We start from the raw sequence: 18,759 nt of genomic DNA, 5'->3' as shown, positions 1-18,759 counted from the left end.
TGCTGCCACCTTTCTTCTTAACCTCTTACAATCTTATCTATAGCGATAACATCGCTAAGCAGTTTCTTTAAATTGTCCAACTGCACCATGTTCGGACCATCGCTTAGTGCTTCTGCAGGATTGTCATGTACTTCTAAGAACAATGCATCAATACCTACTGCAGCAGCAGCACGTGCCATATGGGGAACATATTGGCTTTGACCGCCGCTGGAAGTGCCTTGACCACCGGGAATCTGTACGCTGTGAGTTGCGTCCATAACCACAGGATAGCCAAGCTCGCGCATAATTGCCAAGCCACGCATATCGGTTACTAAAGTGTTATAGCCGAAGCTAGCACCACGCTCAGTCAGCATCAGATTATTATTGCCAGCTTCCTCCACCTTTTTGATAACATTCTTCATATCCCAAGGTGCTAAGAATTGGCCTTTTTTGACATTAATAGTTCTGCCGGTTTTAGCAGCAGCCCAAACGAGATCGGTTTGGCGGCACAGGAAAGCAGGAATTTGCAGGATATCGGCAACTTCTGCAGCCTTTTCTGCCTGCCAAGGTTCGTGGATATCAGTAACAACCGGTACGCCCAAATCCTTTTTAATTTGCGCCAGAATCTTCAAGCCTTCTTCAATGCCGGGTCCACGGAAGGAAGCATAGGAAGAACGGTTTGCTTTATCAAAAGAAGCTTTAAATACGTAGGGAATGCCCAATTCTGCACAGATTTCCTTGGTACGCTGACCAATCATCAAGCTGCGCTCATAGCCTTCCAATACGCAAGGACCTGCCATAAGCATCAAGGGATGCCCTTGCCCAACCTCATAATTACCAACTTTAACAATATGCATGTCTAACCTCCAGTTATTTGTTCATTTTGGTAAAAAGTTCATTTACTGCTGCCAAATCTTCGGGGGTGTCTACACCAATGCCCTGGAAATCGCTTTCCAAAACTTTAATCTTATAGCCATTTTCTAAAGCACGCAGCTGTTCCAAGCTTTCGGCACGCTCCAAAGGAGTGGGCTCCAAAGCTGCATATTTCAACAGGAAGCTGCGACGATAAGCGTAAATGCCCACATGTTTATAAACCTTATAGCCTTCCGGTTTATTACGCGGATAAGGCATCAGGCTACGGGAGAAGTATAATGCGTAACCGTTCAAATCAGTTACAACTTTTACTGCTGCAGGATTGTTGTAATCTTCTTCCGGCATCTCTACCTTCAATGTTGCCATTTGCAAATCAGCATCTTCAGTAAATGCTTCTGCCAGACGATCGATAACCTCAGGAGGAATCATGGGTTCATCACCTTGTACATTAACGATAACGTCCACATCAGGATAGCCTAAAGCCACCTCTGCCAAACGGTCGGTGCCACTGGGATGGTCGGGAGAAGTCATCATAGCTTTACCGCCAAAGCTGTCCACCGCATTCTTTACCAGTTCATTATCAGTTGCTACAACAACTTCGTCGGGCAGCTTAGCCATGCAGGCACGTTCATAAACACGTTGAATCATTGGTTTTCCGGCAATCATGCTCAAGGGTTTGCCCGGTAGACGGGTAGATGCATAGCGGGCAGGAATTACGCATAAAACTTTCATTTTTTATCAAGCTCCTTTGTAATGGCGTTCTCAATATACTCTTTAAACTTATCCATGCCCTCAGTAATGCAGATATCCATATTCAGGATATACAGAGGAATTTCGCGGGCAGAATAAATAAACTCAGTAGGAATCTTTACTGCGTCTTTAGCAGTAACAACCATGGCAACAGCCTTCAGACTGCTAGCGCGTTCATTAATATACTGCATTTCCAGCATACCATAATCGTGATGGTCAGGATAACGCACTGCTTCCAAAATATTCAGGCCGATGCTAGACAATGTTTGTTCAAAAGAGGAAGGATTGCCGATAGCAGAGAAGACCATAACGTCCTTGCCGCGCAGTTCTTCCAAATCCTTGATGTTTTCGGAAATACCTTTGTACCAGTCAGCAATCTCTACAAAGTTTTTAGGATGATGCACACTCTCTATTACAGGAGCGCCTTCGTTGTACTTAGCTATAGTGTTACGCAGCTGCATTCTGCTCAAGCGACTGCTTTGGTCAGTTTTGGTTAGCAGGAACAGGTCGCCACGAACCAAGTTCTGCAAAGGTTCGCGCAACGTGCCGCGAGGCAATACATAGCCATTGCCAAACATATTCAAAGTATCAACCAAAACCACATCCAAATCGCGTTCCAACTGCCAATGCTGATAGCCGTCATCCATAATGATAACTTCCGCATGCATTTTTTCTACAGCATACCGACCGGTAACAGCACGGTTTTTGCCGATAATTACAGGAATACCGGGCAGAGTCTTCGCCATTAAATAAGCTTCGTCACCTGCTTCATAGGCAGTCATAAAAATCTTATTACCGTCAGAAACAACACCCAATTCCTTGCCCCAATGGGAGCGATAGCCACGGTTCAAAATGACAACGCGATAGCCCATGGACTTAATAATAGCAGCCATCTTTTGGGCAGTAGGAGTTTTACCGGTACCGCCAACAGTAATATTACCGATGGAGATAACGCAGCATTTCAATTTTTCTTTTTTCAATAAACCGGACTCGTACATGCTCAGCTTGCAGCATACGCCGAATTCATACAAATAGGACATACCGCGCAGCACAGCCAGAAGCAGCCACCCCATAAACGGAGTATCCGGACCATAAGCAATTTGATAGATGTACTGGATAATAGCATCACCGTGTCGGAGACGGCCACCGCCTTCATCCGTCAGATTGCGGGTGTTAATAGGATAAACAGGATAGTCGCGGGAAGGAACAGCAGTCAGATCCAGAAGTTCCTTCAAATAGCCGATACTACGTACATCAGCACCACGGTTTTCCTTGATAACTTGCAAGGAAGCCGCACCCATAGCAGCACGACGTTCATCATTCGCCAAAATATCTAGGAATTCACTGGTCAGCTCGCCTTGGTTTGCTACCATTTTGCAAGCCTTAACCTTGCTCAACAAAGCATAGGAATCCTTAAAGTTCTGCATGGAAGGACCAACCAAAATCGGTTTAGCATGAGCTGCAGGCTCCAAAACGTTATGGCCGCCGGTATTACTAAAGGAGCCGCCAACATAGACAACGTCGCCAACAGCATAAATACGGCCTAATTCACCGATGGTATCAATAATCAGCAAGGGATATTCCTTGCGCTCTCCCTGCTCCTCCAGCATTTTGGAACGGAAGCCGGTTTCATAACCATAGTGAGAAGCCAATTTAGCAATTTCTTCCGCACGAGCAGTTTTACGAGGAGCGATAACCAAACGGGCATGGGGATATTTCTTACGTACTGCAGTAAAGGACTCCAGCAAAATCTTTTCCTCGCCCGGATGAGTGGAACCTGCCACAATAATAGGATAATCTTGACGCAAGCCCAATTCATAACGGTATTTATCAAGATCTTCAGGAGTTACTTCTGCATAAGTTTGGTCAAATTTAGTATTGCCGGTGACGAAGATTTTATTTTTATCAGCACCAAGATGAGCAATATAATCAGCATCAATGCTGGACTGCATGCAGAAACGAGTAACAGTATTCAGCATATCATCCCAAATTCCATATAAATAACGATAGTTTTTCACGGATTTCTCAGAAATACGACCATTGACCATCATTACAGGAATATGGCGTTCGCGGATAGCGCGCAGGAAATTAGGCCACAGTTCCGTTTCTACAGGCATAAATACACCGGGGTGGATACGTTTAACCAAAGATTCAGCCACGAACGGCAAATCTAACGGGAAATAAATAATAGCATCAGCTTCAGGAATAATCTGCTTCGCCATATTGTAACCACCTACAGTAAAAGCAGATACCAATACCGGGCGGTCAGGCATTTCCTTACGGATTTGCTTTACCAAAGGACTGGTAGCTACGATTTCACCTACGGAAGCACCGTGAATCCAAATGCAGTCCTTGCGCATAACTTTAGCAATTTCAGCTTCATCAATATTACCAAAAACCTGTTGCTTGAAACGTAACTTAAAACCCTTTTCTGTAAACAGGCGATATGTATAGTAGGGCAGTACAAAGACCACCAAAACTATTAAAATTAAAATATTATAAAGAATATACATTCACTAACCTCTTTTCGCCTTACTGAGCTTCCTTGCTGCGATATTGAATCTTATACAGATGTGCATAAAGACCATCCTTAGCCATCAACTCATCATGGGTACCTTCTTCTGCTAGACAGCCCTTTTCCAAAACCATAATCTTATCAGCATTTTTGATGGTGGAAAGTCTGTGGGCAATAACGAAGGATGTTCTGCCAATCATCAAGCGGTCCAAAGCCTCCTGTACTACGCGTTCGCTTTCCGTATCCAGTGCAGAAGTTGCTTCGTCCAAGATCAAAATCTGCGGATTCTTCAAAATAGCGCGGGCAATGGAAATGCGCTGACGCTGACCGCCGGAAATATTTACGCCTCTATCGCCCAACATAGTATTGTAGCCTTGGGGCAGTTCAGAAATGAAGTTATGAGCATTAGCAGCTTTTGCCGCAGCTTCAACTTCTTCTTTAGTCGCATCAAGACGACCATAAAGAATGTTATCATATACAGAACCATTGAACAGCACAGTTTCCTGCGGCACAATGCCTACCTGCTCACGCAGGGACTGCATGGTAACGTCACGAATATCCTGTCCATCAATGGTAATGCTGCCGGAAGTTACATCGTAAAAACGAGGCAGCAGGCTAGCCACAGTGGACTTGCCCGCACCGGAAGGACCTACAAAGGCAATCATCTGCCCGGGTTTTACATCAAAGCTCATATGGCTAAGCACTTCTTCACCGGGATTGTAGGAGAAAGAAACATCATTAAAGCGGACATTACCTTTAACCAGGGGCAGAGCTTTAGCATTAGGCGCATCCTTGATAGCTTCCGGCATATCCATAACGTCGAATACACGTTGGGCTGCAGCCAAAGCTTTTTGAATGTTACCAATAACACGGCTTAAACGCTTAATAGGATTGGAAATATTAACAGCATAAGTCAAGAAAGCAACCAAGCTACCTGCAGTAATTGAGCCATCAATAACACTGTTGCCGCCATACCAAAGAATAATAGTTACGCCCACGGCAGCTACAAATTCAATAGTCGGAGTCAATGTTGCAGACAATTGGGCATATTTCATGTGAGCACGGAAAGTATTCATATTTTCTCTGGCAAAGCGGTTAATTTCGTATTCTTCACGAACGAAGGATTTAATAACCCTCGCAGAAGAAACAGTTTCCTGAAGCACAGAAGTTACATCCGCAGTTACCTCTTGGATACGGCTACCGGATTTACGGATACGTTTGCCAAATTGGTCAATAAAGAGCAATACTACAGGGAAGGTACTGAATGTTACCAAGAACAAACGCCAATCCAAATAAATCATCATGACAATAGAAGCAAGCAAAATAACGCTTTCCGTTACCAATTCTACTACGTTATCTACCATAGCACTCTGCAAAGCACTAACGTCATTAGTTACATAAGACATAATGGTACCAGTCTTATTCTTGTCATAGAAATTTAAACCTAGACGCTGTAACTTCTTGTATACATCTAAGCGGATATCAATAATCACTCTTTGCCCCACATAGTTCATCAAATAACTTTGACCATAGAAGGCAATGCCACGAATAATAAATACCACAATAATGCTTGCCACAATGTAGTTGAGCATTTCAGTGTTCTTCTCTTTTAGAACCTGGTCCACCATATCCTTGATAATCCAAGGCAAGTAGGCTGTGCCACCTGCGGCAATAGCGGTACAAATAGCAGCAAAAACGCCCCTACCAATGTACGGCTTAACATATCTTAACGCACGCAAATATAAATTCATTTCTTCTCCTCAGCAATTTTCAAAATAAGTTGAGCAACTCTGCCAACCGCACCGGGCTCGCCCAAGCGTTTTTTCATATAGGCTAAATCTTCCGCTATACGAGGACGGTTTTCTTCCGCCAACAATTCCATAGCCGCAGCCGCCACTTTAGCAGGTGTAAAATCTTCCTGTAAAAGTTCAGGCAGGATCTGTTTGCCTGCCACAATATTGGGCAGACCGATGTTAGGAATATTGATAACAAGTCTTGCTATAAAAGCATTCAAAGGGGAAGTACGGTAAACGATAACACTGGGCAATCCGCACAAGGCTGCTTCCAAAGTAACCGTTCCGCTGGTAGCCAAAGCAAGATCTGCAACGCTGAATAAATCGTAGTTATGACCTTCAGTAATCTTTACTTCCAAACCGCTAGCTTTAATTTTACTTTGCAGCATTGCTAATGGAATAGTGCCTGCACGGGGCATAGCAAACTGCACCTTGGGCAACTGCTTTTGTAACTGTTTAGCGCCTTCAAGCAAAGTTGGCAACATCTTTTCTATTTCCATCAGCCTGCTACCGGGCATCAAAAGAACCAGTTTCTTATCAGGATCCTTACCAACCCAAGTTTCAGCCTCTGCCTTGCTCATAGTGGGATGAACAATATCCACCAAAGGATGACCGACGAACTCTACAGGTGCGCCTGCCTCCTTATATACATCGTACTCGAATGGGAAGATGCAGGCAACCTTGTCCACAATCTTAGCCACATTTTTAGCACGGCCTTTGTTCCAAGCCCATGCGGAAGGTGCAATATAAGAAACAACAGGAATGCCCTTATCGTGGGCAACCTTCGCCAATTTCATGTTGAACCCCGGATAGTCAACAACCACTAAGCAATCAGGCTTGCGTTCATCCATTACCTTAGCAAAATCGCTACGTAGCTTGAACAAGTCAGGAAGTTTCTTGATAACTTCCACAAAGCCCATAACACCGTGGTCCTTAATATCAAATAACACTTCGCCGCCTGCGGCACGCAAAGCATCACCACCCATGCCAAAGACCTGGGCGTCAGGATCTATATTTTTTATAGCAGCAGTTACAGCTGCTGCATGAATATCACCGGAAGCTTCTCCGGCGGAGATTAAAATTTTAGCCATGATTTCTCCTCATCACTACAGCCTATAATTATTCACCTTACATTATAACACAAAAGCGGCTGACATACGCTGTCAGCCGCTAAAAAAATCCTAAAAAATATGAAATTTATTTAACTAAAATGGTAATATTGTGTGCATCAGCCAAAGCAACTACCTTTTCGCGCTCGGCAATCAAGGTATTACCTGCTTCAATGACGATACCGGTAGCACCTGCGTAAATCATGGACTCCAAAGTTTTGGTACCAAAGCCGGGAATATCAAAGCGCTGATCTTGAGAAGGCTTCGCCGCCTTAGCTACAATCACACCGCCTTTGCCCAAATAACCACCACGCAGGATGCAGGCATCAGTGCCTTCAATGGCCTCCACTGCCATAACAGCGCGATTTTTAACCACCACTGTTTGACCTATGTCCAACCCGCCAATGGCTTTAGCCATCTCAAAACCAAACTCCATATCCGCTAACTCTGCTTCCGTCGGCTTACGTTTCGTCAGCACGCCGGGAGCGGGCAGCAAAGGTTTAATAAGGATAGTCTGATCCATAACCTCGATGCCTTCGCCTTCCAATTCCTTGACGATAGCGTTCATAATGGTGTCATCCTTACGGTCAGGCACGCTGGCCAAAATTTTGATAGCACGCAGGTCAGGCACTATAGCGCCTGCCTTATACAATACTTCCTTGGTTACTTTGCCAATCATAGTGACCTTAGTAACCTTGTGTTTCTTTAAAGTAGAAATGATTTTACCGATCTTGCCGATATTAATGTCATAGTAGAAATCTACGCTTTCGGGCAGTTCCTCATCAATCCCCGGAACAACACCTACAGCTACAACTTCATAACCTTGGGATTTTGCAGAACGCGCTACCTCCACAGGCAAATGACCAATACCGGAAAGTACGCCTATAACTTCCATGTCTTAACCTCTACGGGTACGAATAATACCACGTTCTACAGTACGCAGGAAACGCAGCAAATGTTCTACAGGCTCGTAAGCTTCCAGTTCAGATTCCATGGTAGCAATAGCTTCTTGCAGAGGCAGACCGCTACGATACAGGATACGGAAAGCCTTTTTCAGTTCGCTACGATGCTCTGCAGGCATCCCTGCACGAGACAAACCAACACTGTTCAAACCGGATACGAAGGCAGGATCGCCTGCGCAAATCATAAAAGGCGGAACATCTTGAGCAATACGCGCCATACCACCGATCATTGCGTTGCGGCCAATCTTGCTAAACTGGTGCACTGCAGACAGACCGCCAATAACTGCACGGTCTTCTACAATAACATGACCTGCCAAAGTAGCAACGTTGGACATAATAACGTTGTTGCCAACGATGCAGTTGTGGGCAACGTGGGTATAAGCCATCATCAAAATATTGTTGCCAATACGTGTTTCAGCGCCCTCGCCACAACCCCTGTTAACAGTTACGCATTCGCGGAAAGTACCACCATCGCCAATAACGGTATAAGACTTTTCGCCGACAAACTTCAAATCCTGCGGTTCTGCACCAATGGAGCAGCCCGGGAAGAAACGGTTGTTTTTGCCAATAGTAGTATATCTATGAATAGTTACATGAGCGCCAATTACGCAGCCATCGCCGATAACCGTGTCCTCGTCGATAACAGCATAAGGGCCTACGGTTACGTCCTTACCCAAAACAGCGGACGGATGTATAATAGCGGTTGCATGAATACCGCTCTCAGGCATTATCACTGAACTCATTACTTTCACTCCCCAAAAAATTTAATCATCCAATTAAATTCAGATATAGTATATAATCATCCCCGCAGCGTTTTTTTCACCGCTTAAATCAGCTCATTTTGCAAATTCTTCACCAATTATCGCTAAATACCTTCTTTAATCTTTGGTTTTCTACCTCATTAATATTTTTTTAAGGAATATCTGCTTAGGTAGATGCGAAATGGTAACAAGCAATTTTACTGCACCTATACAAACAGTGTGAACTAATTAAGCTTTTGCATCCTCTTTGGGATCCATAATCGCAAAGGTGCAGTCACATTCGCAAGCAACTTTACCATCAACTTTGCCTTCGCAATGAATAATGCCCATGTTGCCACGCATAATCTTGGTAACTTCAGCAGTAGTAACAACTTGGTCGCCAGGGATTACTTGTTTACGGAAACGTACATTGTCGATTTTAGCGAAAACAGCAATCTTACCACGATTTTCTTCAGGGTACAGCATAGCAACGCCGCCAACTTGCGCCATAGCTTCAATCAGCAGTACGCCGGGCATAATAGGTTCATTGGGGAAATGGCCCAAGAATTGCATTTCGTTAGCGGTAATATTCTTAATGCCTACTGCACGTTTCATAGGTTCAATTTCCAAAATGCGGTCTACCAACAGCATAGGGTAACGATGGGGAAGAATCTTTTTAATTTCATTGATATCTAAAACAGTCATGATTAAGCCTCCTTATTTCTATATGCTTGGATTTGTTTAGCAATTTGGGAATTAAACGCATGTCCTGTTTTTACAGCTATTACATGCGCTTTAATCGGCCCTAACAAGTACAAATCTCCAATAGCGTCCAAAATTTTGTGTCTAATTAATTCATCATCAAAGCGCGGTACAGAAAGAATCTTTTCCTCATCAAATACCACTACGTTTTCCAAAGAACCGCCTAAACCTAAACCCATTTTACGCAGCATTTCCAATTCGCTGGTAAAAGCTACTGTTCTGGCGCTCATAATTTCCTTTTTAAAGCTTTCCTGATCCAGCAAAATATCGAAATATTGCGTTCCCAACAGGGGATGCGGATTGATGGAAGTAAAGGAAATGCGATAACCATCGTAGGGAAGGATAGCGATATAACGATCGCCGTCATATACGGCAAAAGCCTTATCTACAGCGTAAACTGTACGCTCAGCGTCTTGTTCCACAATGCCTGCTTCCTCAATCAGCTCACAGAAAACCTTGGCACTGCCATCGGTTACAGGAGGCTCAGGAGAGGACATTTCAATAACGATGTTGTCAATTGCCATCATGGAAAGAGCACACATTAAATGTTCAACAGTGAAAACTTCAGCACCATTTTCACTTAAAGTGGTTGCTTTAACAGTAGAGCTGACATTATCAACAATTGCACGAATGGTAGGCTTGCCTTCTAAATCCGTACGCACGAAGGTAATGCCGCTGTTAGGAGCAGCAGGCTTAAAGGTCATCAATACGTCCTTGCCGGAATGCAGACCAATACCGGAATAGGAAACTTCTTTTCCTACAGTGTGCTGCTTTGCTTGTATTTTCTCGGACATTTTCATCCTCCTTTATGATTTACTTTTTCTTGCCAAACCGTTTTCTACCGTCTTTCCAACGGTCATGTACCCAGAACCACATTTCCGGTTGGGCAATAATTTCTTGCTCTAAAATCGTAACCAACTGACGGGTTACATCATAAAAATCTTTCTCCTTGTCCTTAGTCTTAGGAGTATACAAAGGAGGATAGATTTTGGCTGTACAAGTTCCATCTTCGTTGTTATGGAGGAAGATGGGCAGAATAGGAGAACCATACAGACGGGACAAAGCTGCAGGCCCCATGGGAATAACAGAATCTTTACCGAACAAGTCGATGTGGACGCCGTCATCATTAGTATCTTGATCGTACAACACGCCTAATAAATTCTTTTCCTTCAGCATACGGCTAATAGCTAAAAGGCCATGACCGCCACGGTTATAAGTAACCTTTTGACCAACCATTTGGCGGAATTCATTGATCGCCTTGTCCATATAGCTATTGTTCTGCTTGCGGGTAATAGAAAGCATAGGATAGCCATGCAACGCTACCGTAGCACCCAGCAGCTCCCAGTTGCCATAATGGCCTGTGCACATAATGACACCTTTATCCAAGGCGTAAGCAGCTTCAAGATATTCTAAGCCTTCAACCTTGACGTTTTGAGCAATATTATCCTTGTTCAGCAAGGGGAAGCGCAATACTTCTACTACCATACGGCCAAAACGATGCAGACTGTCTTCTGCAATCTGGCGCGCACGTTCAGGACTGACACCCAAGCATTCCTGCACATTGGCTGCCGCCATCTGCAACCGCCATTTGGGCACCACAAGCACGGCAACACTGCCCAAAAAGCTGGCAAACAAATTACGCAGGCACTTGGGCAGGATGCACATTATTTTACTAAAAAGTTTAACAATATAATAGCCTAACACAGTCTCACCAGATTATTTTTCTTTTAATTGTGCCAATTCTTTTTCCAATGCTTTGATGCGTTTAGCCATATCGCCAACTTTACGCAAATTAGCTTCTTGACGCAGCCATTCCTTCATAGGCATAGCAGGGAAACCGCCCATAACGGAATTATCAGGAACATTGTTAGTAATACCTGTCTTACCGCCGAATACGCAGTTGTTGCCAATAGTGATGTGGCCTACAGTGCCAACTTGGCCGGCAAAAGTTACGTTATTGCCAACAGTTACGCTGCCGGAAATACCAACGTGGGCAACTACCAAGCAGTTTTCGCCCAACACATCGTTATGCCCCAAGTGTACCAAATTATCAATCTTAGTGCCTTTACCTACGATAGTGCTATCAACAGTTGCACGGTCGATACAGGTATTGCAGCCGATTTCCACATCGTCATGAAGAACAACATTACCGGTTTGCAGCACTTTGCTATGCTTGCCGTTTTGAGTGATATAGCCAAAGCCATCGCCACCAATAACAGCACCGGATTGCAGGATTACGCGGTCACCCAATACACATTCTTCACGGATGGTAGTGTTGGGATAAAGCACACAATCTTTGCCGACTTTTACACGTTTGCCAACATAAACATGAGGATAAATTACAGTACCATCGCCAATTTCTGCACCGTCTTCAACAACTGCAAAAGGTTGAATAGCAACATTAGCACCAATCTTAGCAGTCTTAGCAACAAAAGCATAAGGACTTATTACGCGTTCTACATTCTCTTGGGGACGGAACAGCTCCAGCAATGCTGCAAAAGCTGCACGCGGATTTTCTACGCGGATTACCGGACGGCCGTCCAGCTCCGGGTCAGCAGGGCTCAGGACCATAACACCTGCTTTACTCAAATGGCAATGTTCAACATGGGGCGGAACTGCAAAGGAAATATCAGTAGGACCCGCTTCCACCAAACCGTTAACACCGGTAATCTTTAATTCCGGATTATCGTGTTCTACAGTACCATGTAAAAACTCAGCTAATTCTTGTACACTCTTCTCCATTTCAAACCTCCATATAATTTTTCGCGTACAGCAACAGATTCATTGTACACGAAAAGCGGACGACCTCCCCGCCCGCTTTCACAGCATTATTGCATCTTAGCGATTACATCTTTAGTTACATCGGTGCCGCCTTGCGGAACAGCAGCCTTAATCATAATTGCGCCCAAATTCTTTTCTTTAGCAACTTGGTTCAAAGCAGTATCCAAGCTTGCTTTCAATTTGTTCTGTGCTTCGCTTTGTGCCAACTTAGCTTTGGCAGAATAATCTTCGGCAACCTTAGTAGCTTCTTCACCGGACTTACCAGCCATATCCTTATCCATAGCAGCTTTCAGCTCGCTCATTTGTTTTTTCAGGTCTTCCTGAGTAGTTTTTACGATAGGAGCTTCAGTCTCTACCTTTTGCATATCTACAACACCGAACTCAGCATTACGGCCGCAACCGAAGCTGAACATAGCAGCTGCCAGCATCAAGCCTGCAATAATTTTTTTCATTTTTCAAACCTCACTTATAATAATGTTTTATTTTGGCAAATTCCGTACCACCGCATCCGTAATATCGTCGGCACGGAGGTTAGCTTTGAATTTGTTAAAGACGACAGTATAGCCTTTTTCTTTGGCTAAACGCACTGCTGCATCAGAAATATCCTTGTTGATTGCTTCCCGCAGTTTATCATTTTTATTCTGTTGTTTTTCAATCTCCCTATCCATAATGGAGAGGATATTTTTCAGAGCTTTAGGAGCAGTAGTCATAAGTTCCTTATCGCGTTCATCTTTAGACTGCTGCATAGCATTCACTTCTTGGTGATGTTTAACAGCTGCCGCATCCATGCGCGCTTTAGACTCTGCCAAATACGGTGCCATTTTCGCTGCTAAAAGCTGTTGCTTTTCTTTTTCCAGCTCCATAACACGACGTCCCCGCTCATGTTGGGCATCCTGCAATTGTTTCTCCAAGCCCTCTCGCTCTGCAGGCTTCATCCGCACTGTTTCCAACGAAGCACGCAGATTGAAGATTTGCAACTGATAACTATCTTCAATAGCTTTCTTACGGGGCGCTAGTTCTGCATCCACCTGTGCTTCCGCTTCAGCAGAATACTTCTGCAGGCGCTTGCTTTCTATCTCCCGCTGCTCCACCATTCTAGTACTGAAATCAGCATCTAGATAGCTTTGCTCGCTAAGACGTCGCAAAGCACGCAATTTGTTCAAACTGCCTAACTGGGCATTAGCAGATTCTGCTTGACTTTTACGCTTCGCTACTAAATCCCGCAAAACCCTTTCACCCTGTTGCAGTTTGCTATAGCTGGGATGAGCGCTAACGGCTTTTTCCCAGTTGATGACAGCAATTTTTTCACCGGAACTGCCTGTAGAAGTGCCGCAAGCAGAAAGGAGCATTATGGCTGCCAGCAATGCACATGCCCACAGCAACCTCTTTCTGACCATAAAGCACCTCCTTCGACACAGTTATTGCCTATGCTTATTTACCACTTTGCATGGACTTAGCAACTTCGTCAGTAATATCCAGACCACCATAAACTACAGTGCTCTTTTCTACAACAACTACCAAGCCTTTTTTATCAGCAACTTTTTTAATAGCTGCCTCAATATTTTTGATTACGGGATCCATAAGTTCTTTTTGCTTATTTTGCAGACGCTCTTGAGTTTGAGTATAATAGCGTCTCTTTTCTGCTTCGTTCATAGTTTTACTTTTTTCATTGAAATCTTTTTGCGCATTTTCGATTTCCGTCTTCATGGCCTCATCGACACCCTTCAAGTCAGGGCTTTGGGCTACCAGCATTTGGTAGTTTACCACGCCGATAGCAGACTCACTGGCAGCTGCAGAAGCAGTTTTGCCAAAACCGCTTTGCGTCAAAGACAGAGCAAAGCAGCCCAATACAAAAATTGCTGCTACAAACAGAGAAACCAATTTAACATTTTTAGGATTACGCAATTGCTGCATCATAATCAAAATCCCTACTTTCTTTAAAATCAAAAAAATTCGTGACATACGAATATACTTTATTATATCAGTCTTCAGCTATTCTTTCAAGAATTGCTAGAGATTTCCTATAATTCGTAAGTAAAATTCTTCGCCGCCATAGACATATTCCGCACTAAGGAACTCATGGATACGATAACGGACACCAAATTCATTACGGTCATCACCGGAAAAATGCTCTGCCCGCAGGCGCCATTTAGGACTCAGGTTATACTCTAAGCGGTAATCATTATCGCCTACAGGCATACGCCGCATATAGCTCCAAGCACTCTTGCCCCAGTAACGGGTATAGCCAGTACCAAAAATCCAATCCACGTCATCTAAAACCAGCTCCGCTTCACCAAAAATTTCGTCCCTAGGCGAAATGAATTTACCTACATGTGCCTTTCCGGAAAGGTTATCCTTATCGCGTCCCACATCACCATAACCTTCGAACCATACTTTGTATTTATCCGAATTAATCATAATCGTCACACCTAAAACGGTCCCGGGCACAATGGTTACTTTGGGTTGCAGCTTAAATTCACGGACAGGCTGCTCCGCCAGCAGTTTTTCTGTCAGCATACTTTCCAAAGCTGCTTTATGATTTTTCACGTAAGCTATAGGCAAACCACGCAGTTTATCGCATTCTGCCGCGTATTTGTACTTTAACTTCATGAGCAGAATATTGGGTATTGCTTCGCTGCGTAGTTCGTACTTCACATTAGTGACAAGCTGGCCTACAGGATAGATTACTACCTGCACCACAGTCTTGCCGTGTTCTTGCACGACATCCACCGCTGCTTTAAACTCCGGCAGCTGCTTTTCCACTTGCTGCCGTACCATTTTTCGCAGTACACCACCTGCCCAATCGCCGGCATCCACACTGGCACCGCTAATAGCCCGCTCCAAATCTGCTTTAAGTGCAGGAATCCTGCTTTGCAATAGCGCTGCCGTTTCAGGCTCTACACCGGAGAATTGCAAGTCAATCTCAGGCTGTCTAATCGTTCCACCCCAGGGACGGGCGTACATGACGATCTCCGTACCGCTCCCCGAAGCAAAACGCACATCGCTGATTTCGTAGCCCGTAAAGACACGGTCGCCTATTTCCGCCAGCAAACGTACATAATCATCCTTGGCAGACTCTACCATGTGGCTATCCTTGCCTAAGAATAGTTGGTCGGCAACTACCTGCATACTGCTATCCATTTTCTCAAGAAGCAGTTGGCTAGTGCCACCGTTAATGTCCACAACCTGCACGGACACATTTTCAATTGTCTCAGAAAAAGCATGCTGCAATGGCAAACATGTCATTGCAGCAATTAAAAACATTTTATTCAGCTTCATAGTAGCTAACGCTCCCTAAACGAGCACCTTAGAACTGTCCGCCAAAGCTAAAGTGGAACTTGCCACCGTCTTCACCATAGCCATAATCCAGTTTAACAGGACCTAACGGAGAGTTAATACGCAAACCTACACCATAGCTATTCTTAATCAGGCCAAAATCGAATTCGTCTTCATGACGCTTATCCCACGCATAACCATTATCAGTAAAGAGTACGCCCTGCACCTTCTTAACAATGGGGAAACGATATTCCAACGTAGCCTTTACCATGCTGTTGCCACGGAATTGGTCATCTTCGTAACCACGCAGGGTATCACTGCCGCCCATGGTGAAACGCTGGCTGAGAGGCATATCGCCATCAGCATAGCCTGCGCCCAAGTTCAACGCCCAAACGCTTTCGCCGCCGGCACGGTAGTAGTAACGGTAGTCGGCAGTAATTTTGGTAAAGTCAAAGTCGCCGCCTAAACCACCGGCCCACTCTAAGCTATAGCCAATACGCTTGCCTTCATGGGGATCGTAAATATTATCACGGGAATCAAATACACGACCAAAGGTAATGGAACGAGTTACGCCAAAGTTTTCTTTACGACGCTCTGCAGCGCTAGCAGGCATCCAAGTTTCATACTTACCGCTTACACTATTATTGGCAGGATCATAGAATTGGTCTTCATAGTATTGATCGGTATCGCCTTCGTAGCCATCAGCTTCACCCTTATAAATATCGTCACGATTCTTCAATGTAATGTAGTTGCTAACGAACTCGTTATTGGTCTTACGGCTGAAGGTAATCTCTTGACCACGACGTTTTTTATCGTAACGGGCAATTTCATCGCCATCGATATTGTAGTCCGCATATTCGTTAGTAATATCGTACAGATTGATGGTAGCAGCGGTTTCTTTATCATCCAGCCAAGGACGAGTATAACTGAAGTCATAGTTCTTGTTGTCTTCGCCGCCGAACTCCCAACGGATGTTGATCTTGTCACCGGTACCACGGAAGTTTTTATCACCAATGGAAACCATGCCGACAAAACCGTCCGCATTACTGTAGCCTGCGCCAATACCAAAAGTACCGGTATTCATTTCCACTACGGAAATTTCTACTTCTACAGAGTTAGGCTCGCGACCGGGATTCAATTTGATGTTAACATCTTCAAAGTAACCCAAGTTGTAGACACGTTGCATACTACGACGTGCTTCCTTAGCATTAAAAGGTTTCCCAGCCTTCAATTTCATTTCGCGAGTAATGACGTAATCTTTACATTTGGAATTGCCTTTAACCTTAAAGCCTTCTACGATACCTTCGTTAACAGACACCATCAAAGTACCGTCTTGCTCCATGTGTACGTCAGTTACACGAGCTAAAATATAGCCATTGGAACGATATTCTTCTTCCAACTTTTGCACACACTTATTGATTTGCTTCAAGTTAGCAATTTGACCTGCTTCCAGATCAAAGCAGGCATCTACTTTCTTACCGTCAATAACAGTGTTGCCATTGACCTTTGTTTGCTTATAAACAGGATTTTCCAACACATGGTAGATAACCTGTACGCCTTCAGGCACTAGTTTAAATTCAGGACGCAAATCGTAAAACCAACCGGTTTCATAAATACTGCTCAAATCATCATTTAAACCGCTTTCGGTAAACTCCATACCCGGTTTAGTTTTCAAAGCACTTCTAATCGCAGTTTCAGGAACATTTACACAACCTTCTATTATCTGCTTGGTAATGGTTTTGCCCAAATATGGTGCCAAACGATTTTCTTCCTTCTGTCCCTGTGCAGTCTGAGCTACAACAGCGTCCCCAGCGGAAGCTTGGGGTTCTGCAGCGTACGCAGGCATTGCCAACAGCACAGCTGCCAAACCAACGGTTAAAGGCTGCCACAAGTTTTTCTTAATCAATGGAATTTCCCCCTTACGGTTTATTTGGAATTACTCAATTCCACGCGTGCCGACCGCACTAATTTATGGAGATCGGCGTTGGATATAGTAACCTGCTGTTTATTGGGAATTACTTCCCCAACAGGATTCTTACTTACATTATGCTGCGCTGTCTGCGTAGCTTCTTGCGCTACAGGCACCGTCGGTATCGGTGTTGCAGCCTTGGGCTTACTTGTAGGAACATAAACAGTAGTGGTTTCTTGTGGTTGCAGGTAATGGTCCTTAGCGCAATACCATCCACCAAAGCCCGCTAATACCAACAGCACCGCTGCGCACCCTGCCAAAAGCTGACGATTCCAAGACCAAGGAACATCCTTCTTGCGCCGCAAGTTCTGCATTTCTGCTTCTGCCAGCATTAAATCAAGCTCACCACGTATTTCCTTATTATCTAAAAAGCTTTGCTCCGCATTATCCAAACTGCTTTTAATGCAACGGATACGGCGCAACAATGCTTGCCCCGGTTGAGCCATATTCGGACTCCTTTCCTAACAAAAACTACAGTAAAGACAATCAGTAACGTCGCCAATAGTTTAACATTCCATATAGCTCCATTATGAGCAATTATAATTAAATTACGCTTAAATACTTTGTTTTTCTAGTTTAAAGAACTGTAGGAGCTTATTCTTTATTAAAATCGTGAATAAACCGTGACAGCATACCGCGAATGCGGCGCACCCCCTGCTTTTGCAAACGATACACATGGCCAAGGCTTACGTCAATAGCATCTGCCACTGCTTGGGCTGTTCTATCTTCCAAATACATCCCCTGTAGCACTTGCTGCTCCTTCACCGGCAGTCTATCCATGGCTTGAGCTACCTTCTCCCTCAGCAATTGCTGCTCTGCCAACTCCGTCGGCGAAGCTAAAGCTGAAGGCAGGGCGTCACTCAAAGTGTAGCCATTACTGATTTCACTGTCAAGATAGACAACTCCTTTGCCGGAACTACGACGCAAATAATCCACCATGCTGCCTTTGATACGGTAGGAGGCAAACAGGCTGAAAGCTACTCCGCGTGTATAATCGTAATTTTCCGCTGCTTCTAAAAGCCCCACCATGCCCTCTTGAATCAACTCCATGGTTTCTGCCTCCGGCAATTTAAAGCCAAAAGCAATCTTGAATACCAATGGTTGATAAGAGGACATTAGCTTACGATGAGCTTCTAAATCACCTTGAGCAGAACGTTCCCACAATTCACGTTCCTCCTTCGGCTCCAGCAGCGGCGTCTTCCGCAATTCTTCCAAATAGCTTTGTAGCATGTTTCCACCTCCTTCCGTAA

At 44.4% G+C, this 18,759-nt stretch carries 18 protein-coding genes; all 18 read right to left on the bottom strand.

Translation table 11 applies throughout. From position 1 onward, the window contains the following. Positions 1-17 precede the first annotated feature (17 nt). The gene (gene kdsA, locus ACJMM4_RS10090; RefSeq protein WP_405379337.1) at positions 18-836 is read right to left on the bottom strand and encodes a 3-deoxy-8-phosphooctulonate synthase; all 819 of its coding nucleotides are present in this window, start codon (positions 834-836) and stop codon (positions 18-20) included. Between the two features lie 13 nt (positions 837-849). Continuing rightward, positions 850-1,584 carry a 3-deoxy-manno-octulosonate cytidylyltransferase gene (kdsB, locus tag ACJMM4_RS10085; RefSeq protein ID WP_405384288.1) on the bottom strand — a complete coding sequence of 245 codons (735 nt, stop codon included), beginning with the start codon at positions 1,582-1,584 and terminating at the stop codon, positions 850-852. Next, positions 1,581-4,115 carry a tetraacyldisaccharide 4'-kinase gene (gene lpxK / locus ACJMM4_RS10080; protein WP_405384286.1) on the bottom strand — a complete coding sequence of 845 codons (2,535 nt, stop codon included), beginning with the start codon at positions 4,113-4,115 and terminating at the stop codon, positions 1,581-1,583. Before lpxK ends, kdsB begins: the two co-directional genes overlap by 4 nt. Positions 4,116-4,134: 19 nt before the next feature. Further along, the gene (locus ACJMM4_RS10075; protein WP_405379334.1) at positions 4,135-5,868 is read right to left on the bottom strand and encodes an ABC transporter ATP-binding protein; all 1,734 of its coding nucleotides are present in this window, start codon (positions 5,866-5,868) and stop codon (positions 4,135-4,137) included. Next, positions 5,865-7,001, bottom strand: coding sequence for a lipid-A-disaccharide synthase (gene lpxB / locus ACJMM4_RS10070; protein ID WP_405379333.1), 1,137 nt, complete (start codon positions 6,999-7,001; stop codon positions 5,865-5,867). The genes ACJMM4_RS10075 and lpxB overlap by 4 nt, the downstream gene beginning before the upstream one ends. Before the next feature lie 106 nt (positions 7,002-7,107). Then, positions 7,108-7,914 (bottom strand): LpxI family protein, encoded by an 807-nt coding sequence (locus ACJMM4_RS10065; RefSeq protein WP_405379332.1) that lies wholly within the window; start codon positions 7,912-7,914, stop codon positions 7,108-7,110. A 3-nt stretch (positions 7,915-7,917) separates the two neighbouring features. Continuing rightward, entirely contained in the window at positions 7,918-8,724 is an 807-nt protein-coding gene (lpxA, locus tag ACJMM4_RS10060) for an acyl-ACP--UDP-N-acetylglucosamine O-acyltransferase (protein ID WP_405379331.1), read from the bottom strand. A gap of 246 nt (positions 8,725-8,970) precedes the next feature. Next, complete coding sequence (gene fabZ / locus ACJMM4_RS10055; RefSeq protein ID WP_405384284.1) at positions 8,971-9,426, bottom strand: 3-hydroxyacyl-ACP dehydratase FabZ; 456 nt, start codon at positions 9,424-9,426, stop codon at positions 8,971-8,973. A 2-nt stretch (positions 9,427-9,428) separates the two neighbouring features. After that, positions 9,429-10,277: a UDP-3-O-acyl-N-acetylglucosamine deacetylase gene (gene lpxC / locus ACJMM4_RS10050; protein ID WP_405380438.1), complete on the bottom strand. Its 849-nt coding sequence runs from the start codon at positions 10,275-10,277 to the stop codon at positions 9,429-9,431. A 19-nt stretch (positions 10,278-10,296) separates the two neighbouring features. Further along, positions 10,297-11,187 carry a lysophospholipid acyltransferase family protein gene (locus ACJMM4_RS10045; protein ID WP_405380436.1) on the bottom strand — a complete coding sequence of 297 codons (891 nt, stop codon included), beginning with the start codon at positions 11,185-11,187 and terminating at the stop codon, positions 10,297-10,299. Between the two features lie 12 nt (positions 11,188-11,199). Next, complete coding sequence (lpxD, locus tag ACJMM4_RS10040; protein WP_405380434.1) at positions 11,200-12,225, bottom strand: UDP-3-O-(3-hydroxymyristoyl)glucosamine N-acyltransferase; 1,026 nt, start codon at positions 12,223-12,225, stop codon at positions 11,200-11,202. 86 nt (positions 12,226-12,311) lie between these two features. Next, complete coding sequence (locus ACJMM4_RS10035) at positions 12,312-12,716, bottom strand: OmpH family outer membrane protein (RefSeq protein ID WP_405380432.1); 405 nt, start codon at positions 12,714-12,716, stop codon at positions 12,312-12,314. A gap of 27 nt (positions 12,717-12,743) precedes the next feature. After that, positions 12,744-13,661 carry a hypothetical protein gene (locus ACJMM4_RS10030; RefSeq protein WP_405380430.1) on the bottom strand — a complete coding sequence of 306 codons (918 nt, stop codon included), beginning with the start codon at positions 13,659-13,661 and terminating at the stop codon, positions 12,744-12,746. Between the two features lie 34 nt (positions 13,662-13,695). Then, a complete protein-coding gene (locus tag ACJMM4_RS10025; RefSeq protein WP_405384282.1) occupies positions 13,696-14,181 on the bottom strand; it encodes an OmpH family outer membrane protein in 486 nt (161 codons plus the stop codon). Between the two features lie 93 nt (positions 14,182-14,274). Then, on the bottom strand, positions 14,275-15,543 hold the full coding sequence (locus ACJMM4_RS10020) for a hypothetical protein (protein ID WP_405380426.1): 1,269 nt from the start codon (positions 15,541-15,543) through the stop codon (positions 14,275-14,277). Between the two features lie 28 nt (positions 15,544-15,571). Further along, positions 15,572-17,446, bottom strand: coding sequence for an outer membrane protein assembly factor (locus tag ACJMM4_RS10015; protein WP_405384280.1), 1,875 nt, complete (start codon positions 17,444-17,446; stop codon positions 15,572-15,574). A 20-nt stretch (positions 17,447-17,466) separates the two neighbouring features. Then, positions 17,467-17,955 carry a hypothetical protein gene (locus ACJMM4_RS10010; RefSeq protein ID WP_405380422.1) on the bottom strand — a complete coding sequence of 163 codons (489 nt, stop codon included), beginning with the start codon at positions 17,953-17,955 and terminating at the stop codon, positions 17,467-17,469. A 148-nt stretch (positions 17,956-18,103) separates the two neighbouring features. After that, entirely contained in the window at positions 18,104-18,739 is a 636-nt protein-coding gene (locus ACJMM4_RS10005; protein ID WP_405380420.1) for a sigma-70 family RNA polymerase sigma factor, read from the bottom strand. Positions 18,740-18,759: the final 20 nt, after the last annotated feature.

It is taken from the genome of Phascolarctobacterium sp. (assembly GCF_045124115.1).
Lineage (GTDB): Bacteria > Bacillota > Negativicutes > Acidaminococcales > Acidaminococcaceae > Phascolarctobacterium_A.
This window is presented reverse-complemented; position numbering and strand designations above follow the sequence as displayed.